Genomic DNA, 21,365 nt, shown 5'->3' with positions numbered 1-21,365 from the left:
AAAAGATGAAGAGTTAGCTAAATTTAAAGAAAATTTTGATGAGAGTCTTGAAAACAGCTTGAGTGCTATTAAGAAAGAAAAGAAAAGCTTACAAGATAAGAACAATCAAGTTCAGGAGGAAGTAAATAGATTAAAGAGCCAGCTTTCTGCTGAAAAAGCAGCATTAGAGGTGAATAAAAAGCAATCTGAAGAAGAAATAAGACAATTAAAACAACAGATTGAAGAGAAAGAGGCTGAACAGGTTAGTCTTACAGGGCAAAAGAATGCTGCTGATGAGCAAGTAACAAGTCTTCAAGGAAAAATGGCAGAGTTAAATAAGAAACTTGAAGATGCCAATACTGCTAGCAATAAAAAAGATGAAGAGTTAGCTAAATTTAAAGAAAATTTTGATGAGAGTCTTGAAAACAGCTTGAGTGCTATTAAGAAAGAAAAGAAAAGCTTACAAGATAAGAACAATCAAGTTCAGGAGGAAGTAAATAGATTAAAGAGCCAGCTTTCTGCTGAAAAAGCAGCATTAGAGGTGAATAAAAAGCAATCTGAAGAAGAAATAAGACAATTAAAACAACAGATTGAAGAGAAAGAGGCTGAACAGGTTAGTCTTACAGGGCAAAAGAATGCTGCTGATGAGCAAGTAACAAGTCTTCAAGGAGAAATGGCAGAGTTAAATAAGAAACTTGAAGATGCCAATAATGTTAGCAATAAAAAAGATAAAGACTTAGCTAATGCTAAAAAAAAGAGTAATGAATTAACGGCACAGTTGCAAGAAAGCTACACACAGCGGGAAAGTTTACAGGCAAAACTAGAAACTGTAATTGGTGCTTATTCCGCTGCTAAAATAAGTATAGGTGGATTAGAAAAGCAGCTAAGACAAGCTCAAGAACAAAATAAACTTAATGGGGGAAAACTGGCACAACAAGAGCAAGCTCCTTCTAAGAAGCAGGAGCAAGTAACTAACCCTCAAAAGTCATTGGATGGCGCTGATGTAAAAGATCAATCAGGCTCAGGAAGTAGTGCTGGAAGTTTAGTATCATCTGATGAATCTGAAGCCACTAATTCAGATTCTGATGATACAGAAAGTCAATTAGTCTGCGCAATTGATACTACTAATGAATCATCATCTGCAATGGCGCAGCTGAAAAACTCAGCTCAGCAAGATTTAGTAGGCGCTAGCCAACCACCTCAAGAGTCAGTACCAGTAAATCAAAAAGTCAATGAATGGCTTGACAAATCTACCAATGAGTCTGCTAACAATGATGAATTAGAATTAGAAAGAATCATAACTACTGCTGATTACCTTCAAAATCTTTTAAAACAGCCTGCAGCAATTTGGTATCTACATACGCATTTGCAAGATACATATGAAAAACTATGCTTGAAAAGACTGTGGACAGATAATAGCGCTCAAGCATTACCAGCAAAAATTAATCAGGTAACAAATGAGCATATTCCTATAATTAAAAAAATGGATAAAAATTTAGGCATGCAATTAGAGCAATTGCTTGAAGCCGGAGAAGAAATTAACAAGGCAGTGATACAATCAACAGCTAAGGCGGAGTCAAGGCAATTTAGAAGTCAGACGAAATTAGTAATGGGTGTAATGACGGTGGGTTTTGCATTACCATTGGTTGCATCTGCTGTCCTGCTTTTTTTCGTTTGCCCTTTGCTTGCAGCTATTGCTGTAGCACTGGGTGGTCTGATGATTTTTGATTCTCTGTTAGGTGCATTTAAAGCCGGAGAAGGTAAGCGTCTTCAAGGCGCGCTTAATGGGCGTTTTGGTCCTGTTCAAAGCAGTGTGGCGACATTATTTAAGTTTTGTTATCAGTTAATCCAAAAGGGCATAAATGCCGAGAGTAAGAAAGAGCAAATAGCAGCAGAGAAAGCATTAAAGCATGTGATAGAGGAGCATACTAATAATCCCGAGCTTAAAAATCTATCTGCTGAGACTCAAACATCTGTGAGTAGCTATATGAAACTTGCTGAAAGTGAACAATTACAAAAAGTTAGCACTGAATTAAAAGCTTTAGCATCATAGGTGCAGTATTGTGCGCTTTTGCTACATTGAATTTTACCAATAGCAAATGAGCGCCTGAAGCCTCTGGCGATGTAATTCAATGCGTCAAAATCATCACAAATTTCTTCGACATAAGCCTGAACCACTCAAGAGCCCTTATCAAGATACGCTTGAGTGGTCAGGTAAAACCCGTAAAATGATTTACGAGTGGTGTATATAAAATTTGAGTCAATTATTGGTATTTATCACTAGGGGATTTTTTGGCAAAGTGGTGGTAGTAGCAAAGTGAAGTATGAACTGAGTTAAATGGTTTTTGCTTTAACTGCAAGTGTTGAGCTTAAAATGACACCGGATTAAAGATTAGTAAAGAATCAAAAACAAGTTGCATTTTTAGGTTTGGGCTCCCGCTATAGCAGGAGCGACGGTATCGTCATTGCCGCGAAGGCGGCAATCGATAGTTCAAGCTAACTTTGTGGCTTTGTTTAATAAGGTCATATGTGATGTGTAAATATAGATAAAAAGAGGTAAGTTATGAGTTTAAATTTAAGTAAGTTAAAAGAAATAGCTGGAAAATTTGAATATGTAATAGATGAATATAAAATTGGTAACCATAGAGCTTACTATTGCGAATATAGACTTAATCAGCTTTACTCAGAATTATCAGATAAGCAAGAAGGAACTTCACAGTTGGACTGGGATCATGTGATTGAAAGTAACGATCATGTTCTTTTTGTCAATGCTGCTAATAGGGTTTTAGAGGGTCTTCGTAGTGCTGCTGAAAAAGAATTATTAAAGGTAAGGGGAAGTCGACTTACGCCTAAAGCAAAAGGAGATGAGATTCAACAGTTTATAAATCTAGAAATTAAATCTATAAGAGATGCTCTTAGTAATCTAGATGTTGATTTAATAGCTACTAGGTCTAAAGGTGGTCAGTTGGATGTTACAGGTCGGTCAACTGCGTCTTCTTCTTCTGATGTAAGTTTAGTCAGTAGAGGCGTTGCTTCTTCTGCTGCTACTGCGTCTGCTCCTGCTCCTGCTTCTGCGTCTACTTCTCCTGCTGCTATTGATGCTATTGCTGCAGATATTGTAAGAAAGCAGGTGGTTGATCCATTAGCAGATATTTTAGGAAAAGCTAGAAGAACCATGGATTTACAGAAAGATTTCACTCAGAATGAACTGCTTAGCGTGGCTGAAGCTTTGGTAAGATTAGACAATATTTCTAATCATGGTATGCAAAATATTGAAGAATTATCTGGTAGTGATATGATTACAGTTGCTGATCATCATAAGTACGTGTCTGCAAATACAGCACGTAATGCAATCAGATTGTTTTCTGTTGATGAAAATTTTAACAGCTTGCTTAAGAATATTTATTCGATTAATATTTATAAGGAACAGATGTCTGAGGCTAAAGGTCCTGAGGTTTTTGATTTTAATGAGATGCTAAACTGTCAGGCTTTGATCGCTCAATGTCAGGAGCAACTTAAAGCAAAGGACCTCCCACTTACAAAAGAAAGCAAAAAAAATATTAATACCATCCTAGCAGATGCTCAGCAGCAACTTGCTCATCAACTACAGCGTTATAAAGAATATGATCTTAAAGCGTTTAATATCATGTATGATGGTGTAAAGAGTGAACTAGCTCAAAAATCAGGTATGAGTTTTCCGGGAAGTGTTGAGTTGCTAGAACACAAGCATATTAAAAAGATTCATGATTTAGCGAAAGAAAGTGATGCAAGTAATGGAATTAAAAAGTTTAGCGGCGAGCTTACATCACTGGAAGAATCTCATGTCGAATGTAAATCATTTCTTGGTGCTATCCCGCAGCGCTTTATTGCGATGAGAGATGCTTTGTTAGATAGCGTAGATAGTAAAACGTCTTTACTTGCTGGCATGGTTGGTGTTGCATTGACGGGGGCCATGCTTGTAGCTGCTGTTTTTAGTGCTCCTTTGTTGGCTGCAGCTGCAGCTGGAGGAGTGGTGATTGTGGGAGCGGGGCTTGTAGCTAAATGGTGTTATGATAGTGTTAAGGGATTTATAAATGCGAAGTCAACGCTGGAAAATGAGATAGCTACAGGGCTGAAAAAAACTTTTTATGAACGTGCTGAAGATGCAGCAAGTAGACAAAATCAAGGAAGTGATTTAACAGGGGCGCAAGCCGCATTGCCAGCTGGAAGTGAAGCAAATGCACAAAATCCAGGAAGTGGATCACAGAGTCAAACCACATCGCCATTTGAAGCTTTGGCCAAAAACTATGAAGCAACTGTTAAGCAGTCATTGCAAGCAGAAGCAGGTTGCTCATAAGCAGCTTTGTTTGAACCAAACTTATACCGCTCATAAACCATTTACAGTATTTATAGCTTTGAATCATGTGCGCTTTTGCTATAACAAAACCACCACAAGCTTCTTTACTACCAATACCGCAAAATGATTCACGAGTGGTATAGGTGTAGGTGTGGCTTACTACTATTTTGATAATGAAAATTAAAGAGAGGAAATTATGAGTCTATCTGATGAAAGTGATGTATCAGCATCTATCACTGATGAAAGTTATGAAGGGTCTGATGAGTTACAAGAGTCTAATGCTCGTAACGCTATAGCAAAAATATTGTTGGCGGATGCTGGCTTTTGTAAGGCAACAGGGTTAAGTGACAAAGCAAGCCTGGATGACGTTATTACTAGGCTTGGAGAATGTCATCTAATAGATCTAAAGGCAATTGAAAGCATACTTTTAAATCCCTCACAAGCAAAAGTGATTATGACTTGGCTAACTGAACTATATGATCAGTATATGAAATTCTATCATCCAGAAAAAAAATATTCGTTAAAACTTGCACACTTACTGCAAAAATTGATTGAAAAAGACATTCCTGTTTTCTCTTCATTGCTGAAGTGTATTATTAAGGAATTGCCACAGCAATTATTTCCTTGTGTAAAAGACCTAAAAAAGTCTTCTACTACTGATGGTCCTCCTTTGAATGTTTTTGGAAGTTTATATTCTCATCTGCAGATATATGAAATGTTGAATTCAAGTTGCTCTAGAGAACCTTAGGGGTGAAGCCCGAGAAATGTGCTTTACGACTGATACTGAAAGCTCCCCATTTTTTGTTAAACCATTGTATGGCCAGATTTTGGTGCTTGCCATCCTGGCAAAATGGATTGTCGGCTTCCCTGTCGACAATCACGATATCGTCACTCCCGCGAAGGCGGGAGTCCGAAATGAAAGCGCGACTTATTTTTGATTAGCTATATAAAAAAAATATAAATATTGATATATGCCCAGTTAGCTAAAATAGATATGCTTTACCCAACTTAAATTTTTAAAGTAGTTATTTTTATTTTATTAAGAATATGAGAGCTCTAAAATGAGTTGTGGTTATTAAAAAGCTGGTATGGGGTATGCTAATTGATGATAAAGGGTTTAAACAGGCAAATAATATATAAATGTAATAAAAAAATATTTACTCAATGGTTAAGGCTATCTTATATTGTTGGGGGAGGCATTATGTTAAATGCTTGCGCAAGCCAGCCTGCTGTGAGTGTTGATACTACACCTCAGTATCAGTCTTTGGATAAAAATGTTTTGATGCAAATTAGTGCCTCAGCGCAGTCGATTAATATGAATATACAGCGCTTGAATTTGGTTGAAAACAGTAAGTATGGTAAGCCTGCCATGCCGTTTGATGACATCAAAGATGCGATACTTGATAAGAAAATAACCACGATGTGGTATGGTCCTCTACATGCTTTGTTAAAACAAGTTACCGGTTTAATTGACTATAAACTACAAGTCTATGGCTATAACCCTGCATTTCCAGTGATTGTTAATGTTGGCAATGGTAATATTCCAGCATCGTTATCGATTATTGATCTATTGCGCGATTTACAAGTTCAAGCAAAAACACAAGCGGATATTTTTATTTATCCTGAACAAAAGCTTATATCTATCCGTTATAAAAGCATTGATGCTAAAGAGGTTAAGTAAATGATTGACCAACCGTTAACCTTAAACCAGCTGTTGAGCTTATCCTCAGATTCTCAGATCTACGCTCAAGCACAAAAAGAAGATATTCGTGATAAAGCAATCATTGATACAGCGTTACAATTAGGAACGCAAGAGGGCTTAAGGCAAGGTTCATTAAGAATTAATCATATACTTAAAGATCAGCAAGCAGCTTTGGATCAGGTTTATAACTTTAATGCAATATTATTGCCTTATCATGTATTGCCTCCGGTTTTAGTGCAGGTGAAAAATCAGGTCAATACCAATGCTTCTCAACAATCTATTTCGATTAATGGCCAAGTCTATAAAATACATGCTCAGGCACACTTTGTCACGGTAGCGCCAACCTGGCGAGATTATTTGTGGATGAACTATACGCATTATGATTTACCAAACCGTACATTGTGGCCAAAGAATGAGGCTGAGCAAAAACTTTGGCAGTTAAATATTAGCAAGGGCTGGAGATTAGGTATGCAGCAAGCAGATACAATTTTTAAGCTGAATATCAGTCGATTAACTAGGGATTTTAATGGTATGTTGTTGTATAAGCAGCTATTAGCCAATAATATGATCAACTCTCCCTATGTTAAAACTACGCAGCAAAGCGTTAAAGGGGATGGCAATAAACTGTCAATTCATAACCAAAAATGGCATTTACAAATATTGCCTAAGCTCCAAACAACCGCACAATTATGGCAGCCTGTTGTCAAGTTGGAGGGGAACTAGTATGGGTTCTTTATTTTTTTTATTCTTTTTATTTTACAAATGGGTGTGAGATGCAGCTGCTTTACCCTAATGAACCACATTACTTTACCGTAAGTGATGTTGATGCACTGCTATTCTTTTGCTATCAACAACAGGTATCAGATATCACTTTTCAGTCGCAAAGTATTGTATTTGTGCAGCAGCATGGCAATCTACATCATTGTACAAAAAGAGCGCTAAGTCATCAAGAAGTGATTGCTGTTGCTAATTATCTTTATGGTGCTAATGCTGAATCTATGGTTTACTCTGGGAATGATTTGGATTTTAGCTATGTCATAAGGTTTGCAGATCAAGCTATACAGCTTAGGTATCGCGTTAATTTAACCTGTTGTCTATGCCAAAATATGCAAGGTGTTCAAATTAGTTTAAGGCAAATTAATACCCTGCCACCCAAGATTAAAGAAATGGGCTTACCTGAGCGTTTATTGCAAAGTTTACATATTGATCAAGGTATATATATTGTCAGCGGCTCAACTGGTGCAGGCAAGAGTACGCTAATAGCTTCAGTGATTCGAAACCTTGTTGAAGATCCCGCACAGCATTTGAAAGTATTAACGTATGAAGCGCCTATTGAATATGTTTTTGATGAGAAAATTGCTATGCAGTCATCGATTGTTTCACAAACTGAAATACCTAGGCATTTGCCTGATTTTTCTAGGGGTGTTAGAAATGCCTTAAGAAGAAATCCTGATTTGATCTTTGTTGGAGAATCCCGAGATAAACAGACGATTGCCAGTGTGATTGAGGCAGCATTAACCGGTCACCCAGTATATACAACAGTGCATAGTAATGGTGTGGTGGATACCTTAAAGCGTATGTTGATAGCATTTCCATATAAAGAGCAATCATGGCGGCTTTACGACTTGTTGCAAAATATACGCGTTATTATCTGGCAAACACTGGTAACCAATGAGCAAGGCAAAAGAATCGCTTTGCGTGAGTATTTACTTTTCACGCCAGAATTACGTAAGGCTTTATTATCTGTTAAACCTGATGAGTTGGGGTTAAAACTAAAGGATTTGCTTGAACGCCATGGGGTGAGTATTGCCCAGTCAGCTAAAAAAGCCTATTTAAAAGGTCAAATTTCATTATCAACCTATAAACGTTTTATTGAGGAATGAAGTTATGAAATATAATACTCATAGTCATTGGCGTGACTCAGCACGAATACCGAAAATGTTTTTTATTGACGCTTATGCATTTATTCCTGTGGTGCTGTGGCTTTTTCATCCAAGACTATGGACCTTTACAGCCGCTATTTTTGTTATTATTTTAATGTTGATTTTACGGCGTTTTGGTATTGACCTTATTATATTATTGCGTTTAGTAAGAGAGTTTATTGCTGGAGATAAAAAGTTAAGGATTAATCGCTAATGGCGCAAAAGATTTTTAGAGGGCTAGCTAAATCACAGGAGACACAACCGGCAGATAGTGTTAGGGATACACGATCTTTACTGTCACGCTTTCAGGATTTCATCAAAAGTCGCCTATCAGGCAGTATCTTTCTTTTGATTTTATCTGTTTGTACTTTGATTTTTCCATCTTTTGCTGATTTATTGTTCATTATTGTTTTATTTTTATTTTGGTATGCCTTTTTTGAGCCAACACGCTTGGCATTTAAACTGCCAATATATGCTAAGGCAAAAGATCCTAATAACCCAAAACCTGGGAGTAATGAAGCAGATGAGGCAAATGGAATTTACTATTTTGGTAATGATGTTAATAACAAAGAGGAGCTGTGGTTTAACAATACTGATATGCGAACACATGCGCTTATTTTTGGCTCAACAGGTAGTGGTAAAACTGAGGCCTTAATATCTATTGCCTATAATGCATTGATACAAGGTAGTGGGTTTATTTATGTCGATGGTAAAGGGGACAATACGCTATATGCAAAGCTTTTCTCAATGATTAGATCGATGGGGCGAGAAGATGATGTCTTGGTTGTTAATTACATGACTGGAGCACAAGATATTGTTGGCGTACAGGAAGATGTATTATCTAATACCTTAAACCCTTTTAGCACAGGCTCTTCAAGTATGTTATCACAGTTAGTTGTCAGCCTGCTTGATTCTGCAGGTGGTGGAGCCTCTGCCCAAGGTGGAGAGGGTGATATGTGGAAAGGGCGTGCCATATCCTTTATTGAAGCTTTAATGCGCCTGTTGGTCTATTTGCGTGATGAGGATTATTTGCTATTAGATGCTTCTTTAATCAGGCGTTATTTTGTGCTGGATGTATTAGAAGAGCTGATGGAGAATCAAAAGGCGGTTGATCACAATGGAGAGATTATTGAAATTAACGAAAATATTCCTCAGACGATTACCGAGCCTATGTATAATTTCTTAGCGACGTTACCCGGGTATCAGCGAAAAAATGTAGGCAAACAAAGTGATAAAACGTATGAGCAGCATGGCTATGTGGTCATGCAATTAACGCGCGTTTTTGGCTCACTTGCCGATGTTTATGCGCATATTATGCGTACTTCTATTGCTGAGGTTAATTTTGCAGATGTTGTATTAAATCGCCGAATTTTAATCGTATTATTACCGGCACTTGAAAAATCCCCTGATGAGCTATCGAATTTGGGTAAGCTTATAATCTCGTCATTAAAGGGTATGTTGGCAGAAGGGTTGGGAAGTAGTATTCAAGGAGAGTTTAAAGAAGTTATTGAATCTAAACCTTCTACATCCAAGACTCCCTATTTATGTATTTTGGATGAATATGGTTATTATGCTGTGCCTGGATTTGCTGTGGTTCCAGCACAAGCTAGATCACTTGGATTCTCTGTTGTTTTTGCAGGTCAAGATTTGCCAGCATTTCAAAAAGCATCAAAAGAAGAGGCGGCTTCTATCTTTGCCAATACTAACATTAAAATTGCAATGAAATTGGAAGATCCAACCGAGACTTGGGACTTCTTTAATAAAACTGCAGGTGAGGCTTATGTGTCAGTAGCTAAGAGTTATAATTTGGGGAATGATGGTGGAAAGATTGGTTATCGTGATACAAAAGAAGCAACCATAGAAAAAAGAGCGCGAATTGACTTGATGGATCTGAAAGATCAGCGTGAAGGAGAGGGACATATATTTTTTAAATCCCAAATTATTCGTGCTAATATGTTTTATGCCAATCCAACTAATGTGGATTGCTTGCGTATTAATCAGTTTCTGAAAGTGATACCGCCTAAGAAAGTATTTATTAATGAGTTAAAACGTTCTTTGGTCATGAAAACGAAGTTAAAGCATCAACACAGCTATCAAAAGTTACATGGTGATTTTATAAAGTCCTGTATTGAAGCGGTAAAAATGCACAAGAGCAATCTAGAAAATTTTACGCCTTATTTTGTTGATTGTATTGATAGTTATTTGGCTAATAGCAGTGATGATGATGCTAGTGGGGAAAACCTTAATGAAGCAGATAATGTGTTAGCAACAGAACCCGTATCACAAGCCCAAGCGGAAGCCTTTGTATCTGCTGATGCCGGTGGGTTAGTCTCAACGGATGAGCAGGTCAAAGCGTTAAATATTTTATTTATGCACATACCACTTTATGAGCGTTTGGATAGCAAGTTTTATGATGTTGTCACCTGTGAGTTTGCAGAGCAATTGATTGATATGGGTCGCTTACGGGAGTATGAGCGTGTTCAATCTGTTATTAATAATGAAGCTGAATCTCAAGTAACGGACAACTGCACACATTTTGCGGAGTTTTTATCTAAATATATATCATGGCCGCAGCAGGTTAACAAAAAAGATAAGGCGACTGCTTTACTTAACCATATTGATGAATTAAACCATTCGTTATCACTTAAAGGAGACCAGTAGTGCTAGATATAACAGCGGTGTTAGCGGAATTTGCTGAGATAAATAACTTTAAGTTTACTCTACATTCACAGCAAAAAAGTCTGCCAGAGGTATTTGCATATAATGGTATTTTGCCATATATGCTTGCAAGATTGGATCAGCGAGTTAAATATATTTTTAATGGCAGAGGAATTAGTGTGAATTATTTTGCTGACAAGAATGCTTTACTCGGTAAAAGGGTGCAGTTAAATGAATCAAAAGAGCGTTTAAGCTTCTTGCTATTAATGTTATGCGATCAGATGATATCTTGGCAGGATGACTTTAGCGGTGAAGATATTGTTTTAGAAGCATTGTTTGACGCAGAGATTAATTCACAGTATATGCATAGTGTGAATAAAGTAGAAGAGTCAAAGGAGTAGTTTATGTCAAGCGCATCACAAGATCAGGGTGCATCAGGGTCTGAACTTGGTGTTTTTTACGTTGTTGCATTAGGCTTAATACTATTTGCCATCTTATTTTATTTATTTAACACGGCAATAGTTGATGCGTTATTTAGTATCAAGTTGTTTGAGCTGAAGCTAATTACATTAATAGATAATCGCTATAGCGTGCTCATTAAATGGATAGATCAAGTTGATGTTAATCATGTTACGCTAGAGGATTTGAAGTATATTGCTTTAGATGTTGGTTTAGCAATAAGATGGCCATGTTTTATTTTGTCAGTCGTGCTATCAGTTTTGTTATATCTGCGTCATCCACAGGCGAAGTTTAAGCAAAAGCATTCGCGTGCAAGCATTCAGCAGCATATGAAAAATCAATATGCACATTTAAAAGTCATTGAAGATGTGAATATTTCAAAAATGGATTTAGATAAAAGCCAGTGGTCGATGGCAATTGCCCCTAGAGCCTATGTTGCGCAATATAAATTACTCGATCCAGTAACGGGTAATTTTAATACTCACAAAGCATATAACCTAATGAATTCGCAGTTGGGTGAGTGTTGGGATGGGTTTGATAGGCTAAGCTGTGAGCAGAAAATTATCTATGTTGCTTTATGTTGTATCATCAATGACAAACCCAAAGAGAGTGAAAAATTACTTTCTTTGGCCTGTCAGTTTTATGCAAGTAAGCCCAGTATCAAGAAAAAGCAATTAATGACTTGTCTACAGGACTTAAGCCAATTTGTATATACAGATGCGGTGATTGCTACAGTTAATCGCCATGCTTATTTACCTACAGTTTTTATTGGACTATATCAGCATGCCAAAACAAAAGGTGTTATATCATGCTCAGCCTTTTTATGGCTTAAGCAGAAAGATAGGCTATTGTGGTATGCGCTTAATAATGTTGGTAGAAAGGCCGTGTTCGTAGAGGCAGCTGCTGCAAATACACATGCGTATTATGAAACAAAAGTGAATCATGCCATTCATTATCCAATGATTGAGTCATGTGTAGAGTCACTGCAAAAGGTGTCAGAAGAGCTTAAGGAATTAGAAGGTTTTAATCGATGAAAATTAAACTTATTCCACTAAAATTAGTTGCTCATGCAGGTAATTATCATGCCTATAAGCTTAGAGAGTCCTCCAAGCTATTTAAAAAAGTAAGTCATAAATGTTTACAGCATTCGCCTTATTGTCAATACTGCGGATATACGAATGATGATCAGAAAAATTTATCGATTATTAATATTGATGGCGATTATAAAAATAATCATCAGCGAAATTTTGCTGTTAGCTGCCCGTTATGTACTCGGACACAACTGCTTGATTATTATCCCATGAATTATGATGCCGGTGATAAAATGATTTTTCTTGATGATTTGAGCCAAGCTCAATTAAACCAAATATTACACGCTTTATACCTTCGTTATAAGAATAAAGAAGATCGCTTTGAGCTGAAAAAATTATATGCCTCATTTGATTGTTATGCACAGACATTAAATGAAGTAGCTGGGTTTGAGCTTAGCAATCCAGGCTTATATGTTGAGTATGCGTCTAGGGTTAATGCGCATAACAGCCTTTTAAAAAAAAGTCGCTGGCTACCTAGTTTGACCTCTTTAGAGAGGTTACTAACATGATATATATACCGCTTGTTAATCATAACGCTAGTGGAGTCACTACATCAAAAGCTTATTTACTACCAATACCGCAAAATGATTCATAAGTGGTATATATTAAAAATTCTGGAAATTTTGAAATATACATTGAAATTCAAATCACTCATCATATACATCTACGATAAATATAGATCATTACAACTATTAAGAGAATATCATGCCTGCCGAACCTGCTACTGCTAATACTTTTGAAAATAATATTAACGAATATGCTAATACTCATGCACTTTCTGGTGATGAGAAAGCAGGACTTGTGCAAGCCTATGAAACAGCTCAAAAATATCAACTAGGTGAGCATCTTTATACTCAGGCTATGGTGTCTTCCTCTAGCGGCCCCCATGAATCTGCAGATCAATTATTAAAAGAAAAACTTCTTCCTTCAGATAAAAATGAGATCAATCTTGCCTATGCAATTAACTATCTAGAGAAATCAAAGTTAAGTTTATACCGTTTGTCTGATACATCACAAGAGGCGATTTTACAAGTCTGTGACCGACCAAATCTTGCAGACTTTATCGCCCTAATTGCTAAGGATAATCTAAATATTTCAAAAGATGATTTGCAACAAATCTTTAATATGCAACAAAATAAGCAAGAAAAATTTCTTACTTGCTTTCAAGAGCTTTATAACAAGCAAGCTTTTAACAATAATGCTGAAAAAGAAGCATTTATTAAAGATGCTTTACGGCATCCTGATAATATTCTTCATGCCAGCGATCCCATATTCTTCCCAGGAGAAAAGACCGGAGGGCTTTTTTTTACTAAAACAATAATCGATACATGCGCTAATAAATACAAGAGAATATTTGATGTCTATTTAGCAGAAAAACCAGGGCAGGGATACTATGAAAGCGCAAGAGATTTATCAAATGTTGAGTTAAATATTGACTATATTCAATCACTCAAAGATAAACAACAAAAAGCTAAGTGGGACACTCGAAATGGTGCCCTCACTCATGAGGAGTATCAGGCTCTATCAGGCCAAGACAAACTTGCGCTTGAGAGATTACACGCAATTAACCATAATATTAGAGGGTTAATGAACTTTGAAGCAATAGCTTTAAAAACACTATCCACAGCAATAGAAACAAAACAAATAGACGCCGATCAGAAATATCTAATAGGTATTACTGGAGGCAGAAATGACTGGCATTACGATAATAGAGGTCAATGCTCTCCAGATTTGGAAGCTCAAGAAGCAACGGCATTGATGAATGCGATGATTGAATATTATAATGAAACTTTTCCTGAAGAACCATTGAGTGATGCAGTAAAAAATGCATATAAAAAAGAACTTCGCCTTGATGAGCAAAGTCTACAAGCACGAAAAACACGCGTCACTCAAAAGATTGCTATTCAAGAGTTTTTTACCACAGCATATAATGATCTATACCCCGAATCTGATGGAAGTACTCAAAAAAATAAATTTTATAACGATACACTTGAAAGAATACAATCTCTTGATGACCCTGAGCATATAGGTCACCTAGAAGAAATAACAACAGCAGTTAAGTTAGAAAATAGAGATGCTAAAGCAATAGGGGTTGAAGCATTTCAGCTTGCTGCTAAAAAAACCGATGTTGCTCAATCTATGGCTGACTTGATAAGAAATCAAACGGATAACTCACTTAAGCTTGCTTGCCTAAACACAGTAACAGTTTTATTCAATTCTGGCATCAAGAGTAAGGATCTACTTAAACAGCTTAATGACCAAGCATCCTCAACAAATGATCCACAGTCTACTATAGTGCAATTAAATTTAGTGGCATCTATTGTACAGTCAGAGCACCTAATGAATGAAAATAAGCAAACTCAAATTAAGAATATTTTAGACTTCAATCAAGCTAGAACACAAATCACGTGTCAGTACCATGAGCTGGCAAGTAATCAAAAATCCCATTTCGAGTTTGAGAATTTATGGACGTTGCATCAAGCAAATCAAACGATTGAAAGTTTAATCAAAAATAAGCAATTAAACCAACTAATCTCTGATAAGAAAGAAAGAGAGGAACTTCTTAAACAATACAAACTCACCAAAAAAGTCGCTGATGGACTACTGCATAAATTAGAAATGGTAAGCCGTAAAGAAATGCAAAAAGCTTATCAACAAATTAAGAATAATTTAGGCAATAATGGCGGAAATGGTAGCAACCTGCCCAAAAATTTTGAAGATCTTACCCAAGATCAAATAGAGGAGCTTAAAACAAACACAAGTGCACAAAACTTTCTAACAGCCTACGAATGCTTCCAGCCTTACTATAAAAAGCATTATCAAGACCATCTATCTACCTCAAAGGCTGCTAAATATGGTGTCATCGCCGGAACGAGCGCATTGGTTGTAGGCGGGACCGTCGCTGGCGTTGCTATGGGTGTTCTCAGTGCAGGTATTGTTCCTGCTATTACGCTTACACTGCTTGGCTTTTCACTGGCTACTTTAGGTGGGTTCACTGTTGGTGGCATTCGAGGCTGGTGCTTAAAATATCTAGATAAAAAATTAGCAGATGACAGTCTGATTGACTCAAGTTCGTCTTACTATAAACTAGCAACAGGTTGTGAGGGTGTTGGAATTAACCCTAGTAGTAACAAAGACAATAAAGCGATATATCAGAATGCTGTCAATATCAAAACACAAGCTGCAGGTCGAACAGAAGAGGATTTATTGCAATATGACAATCGCAGTGTGTTTAAATGTTTAAAAGACAGGATACGGAAGTATAAAGTTGATAGAGTATGTTCGGATGACCTTGGCCTTGTCTCGCATCATGGTAAATCAAAATTAAATACTCCTCAGTCACATCTTAAGAAAAGTGATGATAATAGTCAATATGAAGAATTAAGAGAAGGCTGCGTACACGGTGGAGATAGGGGAGGTCCTGTCTACTGCGGACTTTAATTGATTGGGCTTTGGACAAAAGTCATCGCCAATATAAATAAAGTGCGTAACTTCAGTTAGTAAAATGACATTTGTGAAGGGTATATTAAAAAATCGATATTTATTGATATGTATTTAATGTGTTTATCTTGTTATATTATATTTGGTGGAATTTATTTTGTAACAAATCAAAAATAAGTTGCGTTTTAAAATTTGAACCCCCGCCTTCGCGGGAGTGACGATATCTTCATTGTCGCATAGTCGGCAATCTATAATGCAAGTTGATTTTGAGCCGTTACGTTGTAAAAATGATATAAAATTTAAGGTTATTTATGAAATTTAGAAGTGCAAGTGATCAAGAAATGGTTCGTCTTAATTCAGAAGAGTTTAGTAGATTAATTAATGCGGTTATAAATGATAATAACTGTGTCAATAAAGAGAATCCGTATTTTGCTCTAGCGCAGCATAATGACATTCCAAGCAATGATTCAAATAATGATTTCGATTGTAATTAATGCAATGTTAACACGATCACCTATTTCAATGCGACTAGGTAGGTGTATTTATCCTGTAATTACTACTATCAGGATTGAGCTATAATTTTATTGATGCTATAGTGTATCACCATTAAATTTAATACCATAAAGCATGATTGATACAACATTTTTAAATCGTTGCAATATAACCCTAGAAGAAGCTTATAGGCTATTGATTGCAAGTGATTAAGAAAGCATAGAGTATGATTTATATCGTTCTGCTGTCATTAAAGAGTTTGAAATAATACTAGAACAATCAGGAAAGCTTTTAAAAAAAATTTTACTGCCCTATTTTCACTCCAAGAAGGCGGTAGATCGACTTGTATTTAAAGATATTTTTAGGTATGCTGGCCAACATGGATTATTAAATATAGAAGAAGTTGAAAGATGGTTAAATTATCGCGATAATCGGAATATAACAGCCCATGATTATGGTTTTGATTTAGCAGAGCATACAATACCTTTAATTCCGTTATTTATAGAAGATGTAAACAAACTAATTATGGTAATTAATAATGAATCTCAGGGATAAAGAAAAAAATATTATTATATCACTAGCAAAAAAATATATTAAAACGCCTCATGAAATATGGTTCTATGGTAGCAGAGTTGATGGGAGTTCTCATGATACTAGTGATCTGGATTTAGTTATTCGTGCACATAATTTACAGGCTTTGCCCTGTGATGAGTTTATTGAATTTAAAAAAAATATTTCCCAATCAAATATTCCAATAATTGTACAGATACTTGATTGGGGCAGAATACCTAGTAGTTTTCAAGAGAATATCCTAAAAAAGTATGAGGTAGCAACTAGTCAGTAATTCGGGTTCCTTCTTCTTGAAGGGATGCATTATGAGCAAATCACCTAACTGGATTCTGGGCGCCTTACAATGCTTACACTTAGGTTAGTCAAAAAGGATCTAACACACGGCTTTGACTATGTTGTTTTTTATCTTGGGCAAGCCATGGACATGCCGGTTCAGTGGCACTAGTCTGTGAACATAAAAAAACATATCGATTAACATAGCTATCAGCACCTTCAGGTTTGTATGTTGATATATAGTGTGTCAGAGGGCCGTGATCGGTCATTGGGTCTGATGCTGAGGATTCGCCTCCTGTATCTCTAGTGTCTAACTTAGCGTAACCGGTTGATTTATTGAAGCTGAATTTGTATGAGTTAGCGCCAGGCTGTTCAGTAATATACTTTGCGTCTTTAATAAAAGACTCTGTATATGTTCCGTTTTGAACGCTACTATAGCTAATGGTTGTTTTTCCTAGACCTATACTCTTAATTGTGGATGTATACAGCCCGTATGGTGCATAAATAATAAGTGTGTTATTACCATCTTTTACGCTGTCATGAAAACCTTCAGTAGATAGGCTAATAATGTTGCCATCAGCAGCAACTTTTCCTGCTGAGAAGTCTTGTGTGGGTTTAATAATATAGCCTTCATTGCCATATTTTTCCATATCATTGTTATTGTGCGTCTGACGCCATGCAAAAAATTGACCAGTTGTTAACCCTGAGCCACCTGTTGCTGACAGGGTAGTTGAACCGCCGTCTGAATCAAATTTGATCTTAATATCTTGTGTAGTTGGCTGGCCATTTTCTGTTGGGTAGATTGTGTAGCTAAAATCGAAATAAGATTTAGGTTTAGCAATAGCCTTGCCATCAATATCATAATAGCCAGAAAAAGTGCATGATAGGTAACCACTTTCAAGTATAGGCTCACTTTCATAATTATCTAAAAACATGTAGGCTATGTAGTCTTTATTTTCTGCTCCTTTATCAGTTTTTAAGTCAGTCTTATCGCCTATGGGACATTCTTTAGGTAAAGATGAAGAGCAATTTCGGAACTTTGAACCACTAATTGATCCATCTTGGCTATCTGTTATTTTGGTTGTTATTGTTGCGCTGTCAATATTTGCCCCCATGGGTAAATAAATGCATGTGTAGAAATATTGTGAGCCATTGTCCCCTGCTGTTGCTGAAGCGATTTTGCTTGATAGTAAGCTTGAAAGTGTAAGTGTAGTACATAGGATGAATTTTAATTTAGGGTGTATTAAGCTGAGTTTTTGCATATGTATTAACCGAATTATTGTGTTGGGTTTCATTGATGAGGCGCTGGGCTTGGCGATTCACTTTGCTGTCGTAGGTTCAGGTTGAGATAAGTTGGCTCTTTAGGTTTTGCTAACCAAGTTAAGAATTGCCCCGCTCTGGTGTCAGTAGAGAGTTGAATATTTTTATGTCCTGATTCTGTAAGCCTTTTGTGGATTGCGGCTATCGCGGCATCATTATAACCTCTGAGCTTAACCTTACCATTATTTGCTTTTGCTTTTAATAAAATTGCGTGTATTAAAGCTTCCGGCACATCATCGTATTTGCCTTCACTGTTTGGTGACATTTTTGGCGTTTTAATTACGCCGTCTTTAGTCGCTTCAAGAGTGAAGGCTACGCGGTTATCTGCCTCCTTTATTTGAATGGTATGGCTTGTTCCAAACGGTGACTTATTGTACGCGGTTGTCAGCATGTTCCCGTTCTTTTCTTGTACGGAGGCTATATAATAATTTTTTCCATCAACTGAATAGCGGTTATTTGTTGTGCTGTTACTAGTAGGGTTTGCGTTAAAGTGGTGATTTAAAATAATATCCTTTTGCTTTGAATCTTTATCTGAGGCATCGCTTTGCTCGTTTAATTTTTTAAGTAGCTCCTTGCCAGTATATGAAAATGTTTTTTGGTTATGCAAAATATTAATTTCTGTAATACGACCTTCATCATCCTTTGTAAAATGGTATGCAAAATCACTTAGTGTATGATCGTTATGGCCATTGGCGCTCAGTTCATTTTGACGTTTTTGGAACTCAGTATGCAGGGTGATTTCTTCAACCTTAGTTAGCTGTGGCTTATTGGTGATTTTCTCTAGCTGATAAAGTTCATCGGTGTTTATCTCTACGCCAATACCTTCATCAGCTGCAGGTTGAGCCTGATTTGAAATGGATGCGTTATCATTAATGAGTTGCTTCCAGTTAATGCAATAGCTATTTTCTCCAATGGGGGTATGGTATTTACCATTAGCAGCAAGTTTATCTAGTATGCGTGGCTTATGGGCTTCCAGAACAAAACGCTCAATTGAACCTTGACCTAGTGCATATTTTTCTTTTTCTGAAAATTTCCTAAGTACGCTTCTAAGTTGGGATTTACTAGTGTTTTTATCGATATATGGTGTAACTGGCATGTTTTGATCTCCTTACTTTATCTTTACTTGGATTGACTATTTAAATAGATACATGCTCAATGGTGAAATATTTATAGTTCACCTCATTTATTGTTGAAATTCTATAGGCTGAACCATATGAGTTGCTATATAAAAAAATAAAGAAAATTGATATACCTTACGGTCAATTCTCTTTGTACAATCGAAGATATAGAGTGAACTAAGATAAGTAGGTTCTTAAAATAATGGATAGTCATGAGTTGCTTAATGAGGTCTCTACAGTCCCATTGCCAATAAAATTTTCGCTAACAGATTTGATTTCAGGTGGTAGTTGGTTATTAGCGGCGGTTGTGGCATTTATAGGCTTTTGCATACTATTTAAGGCGATGATTCGTTTAAGAAGACATAGTGCAGGCATGCAGATGATGCATTATGTTTCACCTGTATCCACGAGTTTTCACTTTTTATCAGGCGCGATGTTGGTTTCTTTTATTCCTTTTGTTGAGATGCTAAACCAAACATTTTTTGCAGATGAGCAAATGTCGAGTTTTCAAAATTCAATACTGTTTTATTCTGCAAATATTCCAGAAGTGCAAAGCTATTTGACGACTAAAGATGCAGCATTTTTAGCCTTAACGGTTGTGGGGGTTATTTCTATTAGCCGGGCATTAATTTTGTTAATTCGTACAGGAGATGGCCAGCAAGAGGGCTTAGGGCGATGCATTGCACACTTAATTGCTGGTATTGTCGGTGTTAATGCTATTTCTGTTTTTCAGTTTCTAGGCATTGTGAATTAAAAAATATAATAACGTTAAATATAAAAAATAGATAGGAGTAATAAATGATGAAACGTACAATGAAAATAATCACCGGATTAGCCATCTTATGTTCGAGCTTAGGTGCTGCTTATGCCGTAGAAGGATATTCAGCAAATGGCTTTACTGGATGGACAAGAAATGTGATCGCTGAAATTTATCAAATTGAATACTTTTTGCAGGTTGTTGCAACAGTGGTTGGTATGTGGTTTGTATTCCATGGACTGCAGCTTTTTCGCAAACACCATACCTCGCAAGGGGCTCAAGCTGAGCATTTAAAGAATGGTTCAGGGAGTTTATTAATTGGTGTTTTACTCATTTGCTTAATTCCTGCCGTGCAAATGGTACAGAGTACTTTGATGACTGGTGCAGGTAATGTTGATTCACAGCAGGCTTTTACGATTAGTGACACGGTGGACAAAACAGTAGTTACTAACCCTGTGTAGTAGCTATATACCGCTCAAACTATAGCCAAAAAGGTTTTTATGAAATTTAAAAAAATGCTCACAAACTTATCACGAGCAGCTCAAGTTAATGCAATTAAGAGGCAAAGTTGTTTTATCTGGGAGGTGCTTAAAGGGATATTTCGCAAGCATGGTAATGATGCGCAAATAAGTTATAGTGAATACATTTTAAAATATAATATATCAGCTAAACATCTTATAAAGAAGCGTAACCAATTACGTAAGCGAGTGTTATTTTATATGCTATGCGCTTTGGTAATGCTCTGTTACAGTATTTATTTGCTGTTGTATGTTAATTGGTATTCATTTTTATTGGGGTTTAGCGTTTTATTTGTTTTGCTTAGCTTGGCGTTTAAATATCACTTTTGGTTGTTTCAGCTAGATACTAAAAAATTTGGCTGTAGCTTTAAAGATTGGTTGAAATATCTCTCTGTAAAAAAATGAAATTCAATCCCTTAGCTTTAAGTTAATGGGTTTGGTTAAGGCAGAACTCTGATCTTTGTAGGATTATTTAGTAACGGTTCAAACTTAACTTGCACTATAGATTGCTGCTTTCGCGGCAATGATGGCCTCGTCACTCCCGTGAAGGCGGGAGTCAAGATTTAAAAATGCAACTTATTTTTGGTTTGCTACTTACTACCTATTGAACGACAATTATCTTTGCCGGTCGGCGACATTTATCTTTGCCGGTTTTGAGTAAATGAAATATGGTAACCAGCATAGTTAAATATCATTCACAAGATAACAAAAATTATGTCAGGCAAACAT

General features: G+C 36.5%; 19 protein-coding genes. 17 read left to right on the top strand and 2 right to left on the bottom strand.

The annotated features are described in order from the left end of the window. The 15 genes from IE867_RS12595 to IE867_RS12525 form a co-directional block, all read left to right on the top strand. A partial coding sequence (locus IE867_RS12595; RefSeq protein ID WP_192485066.1) for a coiled-coil domain-containing protein occupies nucleotides 1-2,032 on the top strand: 2,032 nt, incomplete at its 5' end. A 510-nt stretch (nucleotides 2,033-2,542) separates the two neighbouring features. Beyond that, nucleotides 2,543-4,315: a hypothetical protein gene (locus IE867_RS12590; RefSeq protein ID WP_192485065.1), complete on the top strand. Its 1,773-nt coding sequence runs from the start codon at nucleotides 2,543-2,545 to the stop codon at nucleotides 4,313-4,315. 196 nt (nucleotides 4,316-4,511) lie between these two features. Continuing rightward, a complete protein-coding gene (locus IE867_RS12585; RefSeq protein ID WP_192485064.1) occupies nucleotides 4,512-5,063 on the top strand; it encodes a hypothetical protein in 552 nt (183 codons plus the stop codon). Between the two features lie 453 nt (nucleotides 5,064-5,516). Further along, complete coding sequence (locus IE867_RS12580; protein ID WP_192485063.1) at nucleotides 5,517-5,996, top strand: DotD/TraH family lipoprotein; 480 nt, start codon at nucleotides 5,517-5,519, stop codon at nucleotides 5,994-5,996. After that, on the top strand, nucleotides 5,997-6,740 hold the full coding sequence (locus tag IE867_RS12575; protein ID WP_192485062.1) for a type IV secretory system conjugative DNA transfer family protein: 744 nt from the start codon (nucleotides 5,997-5,999) through the stop codon (nucleotides 6,738-6,740). 50 nt (nucleotides 6,741-6,790) lie between these two features. Continuing rightward, nucleotides 6,791-7,900: an ATPase, T2SS/T4P/T4SS family gene (locus tag IE867_RS12570; protein WP_192485061.1), complete on the top strand. Its 1,110-nt coding sequence runs from the start codon at nucleotides 6,791-6,793 to the stop codon at nucleotides 7,898-7,900. A gap of 4 nt (nucleotides 7,901-7,904) precedes the next feature. Next, complete coding sequence (icmT, locus tag IE867_RS12565) at nucleotides 7,905-8,153, top strand: IcmT/TraK family protein (protein ID WP_192485060.1); 249 nt, start codon at nucleotides 7,905-7,907, stop codon at nucleotides 8,151-8,153. Continuing rightward, nucleotides 8,153-10,600, top strand: coding sequence for a type IV secretory system conjugative DNA transfer family protein (locus IE867_RS12560; RefSeq protein WP_192485059.1), 2,448 nt, complete (start codon nucleotides 8,153-8,155; stop codon nucleotides 10,598-10,600). Before icmT ends, IE867_RS12560 begins: the two co-directional genes overlap by 1 nt. Beyond that, nucleotides 10,600-10,998 (top strand): hypothetical protein, encoded by a 399-nt coding sequence (locus tag IE867_RS12555; RefSeq protein ID WP_192485058.1) that lies wholly within the window; start codon nucleotides 10,600-10,602, stop codon nucleotides 10,996-10,998. Before IE867_RS12560 ends, IE867_RS12555 begins: the two co-directional genes overlap by 1 nt. A gap of 3 nt (nucleotides 10,999-11,001) precedes the next feature. After that, complete coding sequence (locus tag IE867_RS12550) at nucleotides 11,002-12,090, top strand: secretion/conjugation apparatus DotM-related subunit (protein WP_192485057.1); 1,089 nt, start codon at nucleotides 11,002-11,004, stop codon at nucleotides 12,088-12,090. Further along, nucleotides 12,087-12,656 (top strand): hypothetical protein, encoded by a 570-nt coding sequence (locus IE867_RS12545; RefSeq protein WP_192485056.1) that lies wholly within the window; start codon nucleotides 12,087-12,089, stop codon nucleotides 12,654-12,656. The genes IE867_RS12550 and IE867_RS12545 overlap by 4 nt, the downstream gene beginning before the upstream one ends. A gap of 196 nt (nucleotides 12,657-12,852) precedes the next feature. Beyond that, the gene (locus tag IE867_RS12540) at nucleotides 12,853-15,588 is read left to right on the top strand and encodes a hypothetical protein (protein ID WP_192485055.1); all 2,736 of its coding nucleotides are present in this window, start codon (nucleotides 12,853-12,855) and stop codon (nucleotides 15,586-15,588) included. Between the two features lie 311 nt (nucleotides 15,589-15,899). Next, the gene (locus IE867_RS12535) at nucleotides 15,900-16,082 is read left to right on the top strand and encodes a hypothetical protein (RefSeq protein WP_192485054.1); all 183 of its coding nucleotides are present in this window, start codon (nucleotides 15,900-15,902) and stop codon (nucleotides 16,080-16,082) included. Between the two features lie 217 nt (nucleotides 16,083-16,299). Further along, nucleotides 16,300-16,635, top strand: a complete 336-nt coding sequence (locus IE867_RS15035) for a nucleotidyltransferase substrate binding protein (RefSeq protein WP_203249934.1) — start codon at nucleotides 16,300-16,302, stop codon at nucleotides 16,633-16,635. Then, on the top strand, nucleotides 16,619-16,924 hold the full coding sequence (locus tag IE867_RS12525) for a nucleotidyltransferase domain-containing protein (RefSeq protein ID WP_192485053.1): 306 nt from the start codon (nucleotides 16,619-16,621) through the stop codon (nucleotides 16,922-16,924). Before IE867_RS15035 ends, IE867_RS12525 begins: the two co-directional genes overlap by 17 nt. A gap of 88 nt (nucleotides 16,925-17,012) precedes the next feature. On the opposite strand, the gene IE867_RS12520 is transcribed toward IE867_RS12525, so the two are convergent. Together IE867_RS12520 and IE867_RS12515 are read right to left on the bottom strand one after the other, a co-directional pair. After that, nucleotides 17,013-18,185: a hypothetical protein gene (locus IE867_RS12520; protein ID WP_192485052.1), complete on the bottom strand. Its 1,173-nt coding sequence runs from the start codon at nucleotides 18,183-18,185 to the stop codon at nucleotides 17,013-17,015. A gap of 29 nt (nucleotides 18,186-18,214) precedes the next feature. Beyond that, a complete protein-coding gene (locus IE867_RS12515) occupies nucleotides 18,215-19,339 on the bottom strand; it encodes a hypothetical protein (protein ID WP_192485051.1) in 1,125 nt (374 codons plus the stop codon). Nucleotides 19,340-19,563: 224 nt separating this feature from the next. On the opposite strand from IE867_RS12515, the gene IE867_RS12510 reads away from it, so the two are divergent. Both IE867_RS12510 and IE867_RS12505 read left to right on the top strand, forming a co-directional pair. After that, nucleotides 19,564-20,115 (top strand): hypothetical protein, encoded by a 552-nt coding sequence (locus IE867_RS12510; protein ID WP_192485050.1) that lies wholly within the window; start codon nucleotides 19,564-19,566, stop codon nucleotides 20,113-20,115. A gap of 44 nt (nucleotides 20,116-20,159) precedes the next feature. Then, nucleotides 20,160-20,579 (top strand): hypothetical protein, encoded by a 420-nt coding sequence (locus tag IE867_RS12505; protein WP_225630059.1) that lies wholly within the window; start codon nucleotides 20,160-20,162, stop codon nucleotides 20,577-20,579. The last annotated feature ends 786 nt before the right edge of the window (nucleotides 20,580-21,365 follow it).

It is taken from the genome of Cysteiniphilum marinum (assembly GCF_014857925.1).
Lineage (GTDB): Bacteria > Pseudomonadota > Gammaproteobacteria > Francisellales > Francisellaceae > Caedibacter > Caedibacter marinus.
Note: the sequence above shows the minus strand (reverse complement) of the source record. Positions and strands in the feature narration are given on the sequence as shown.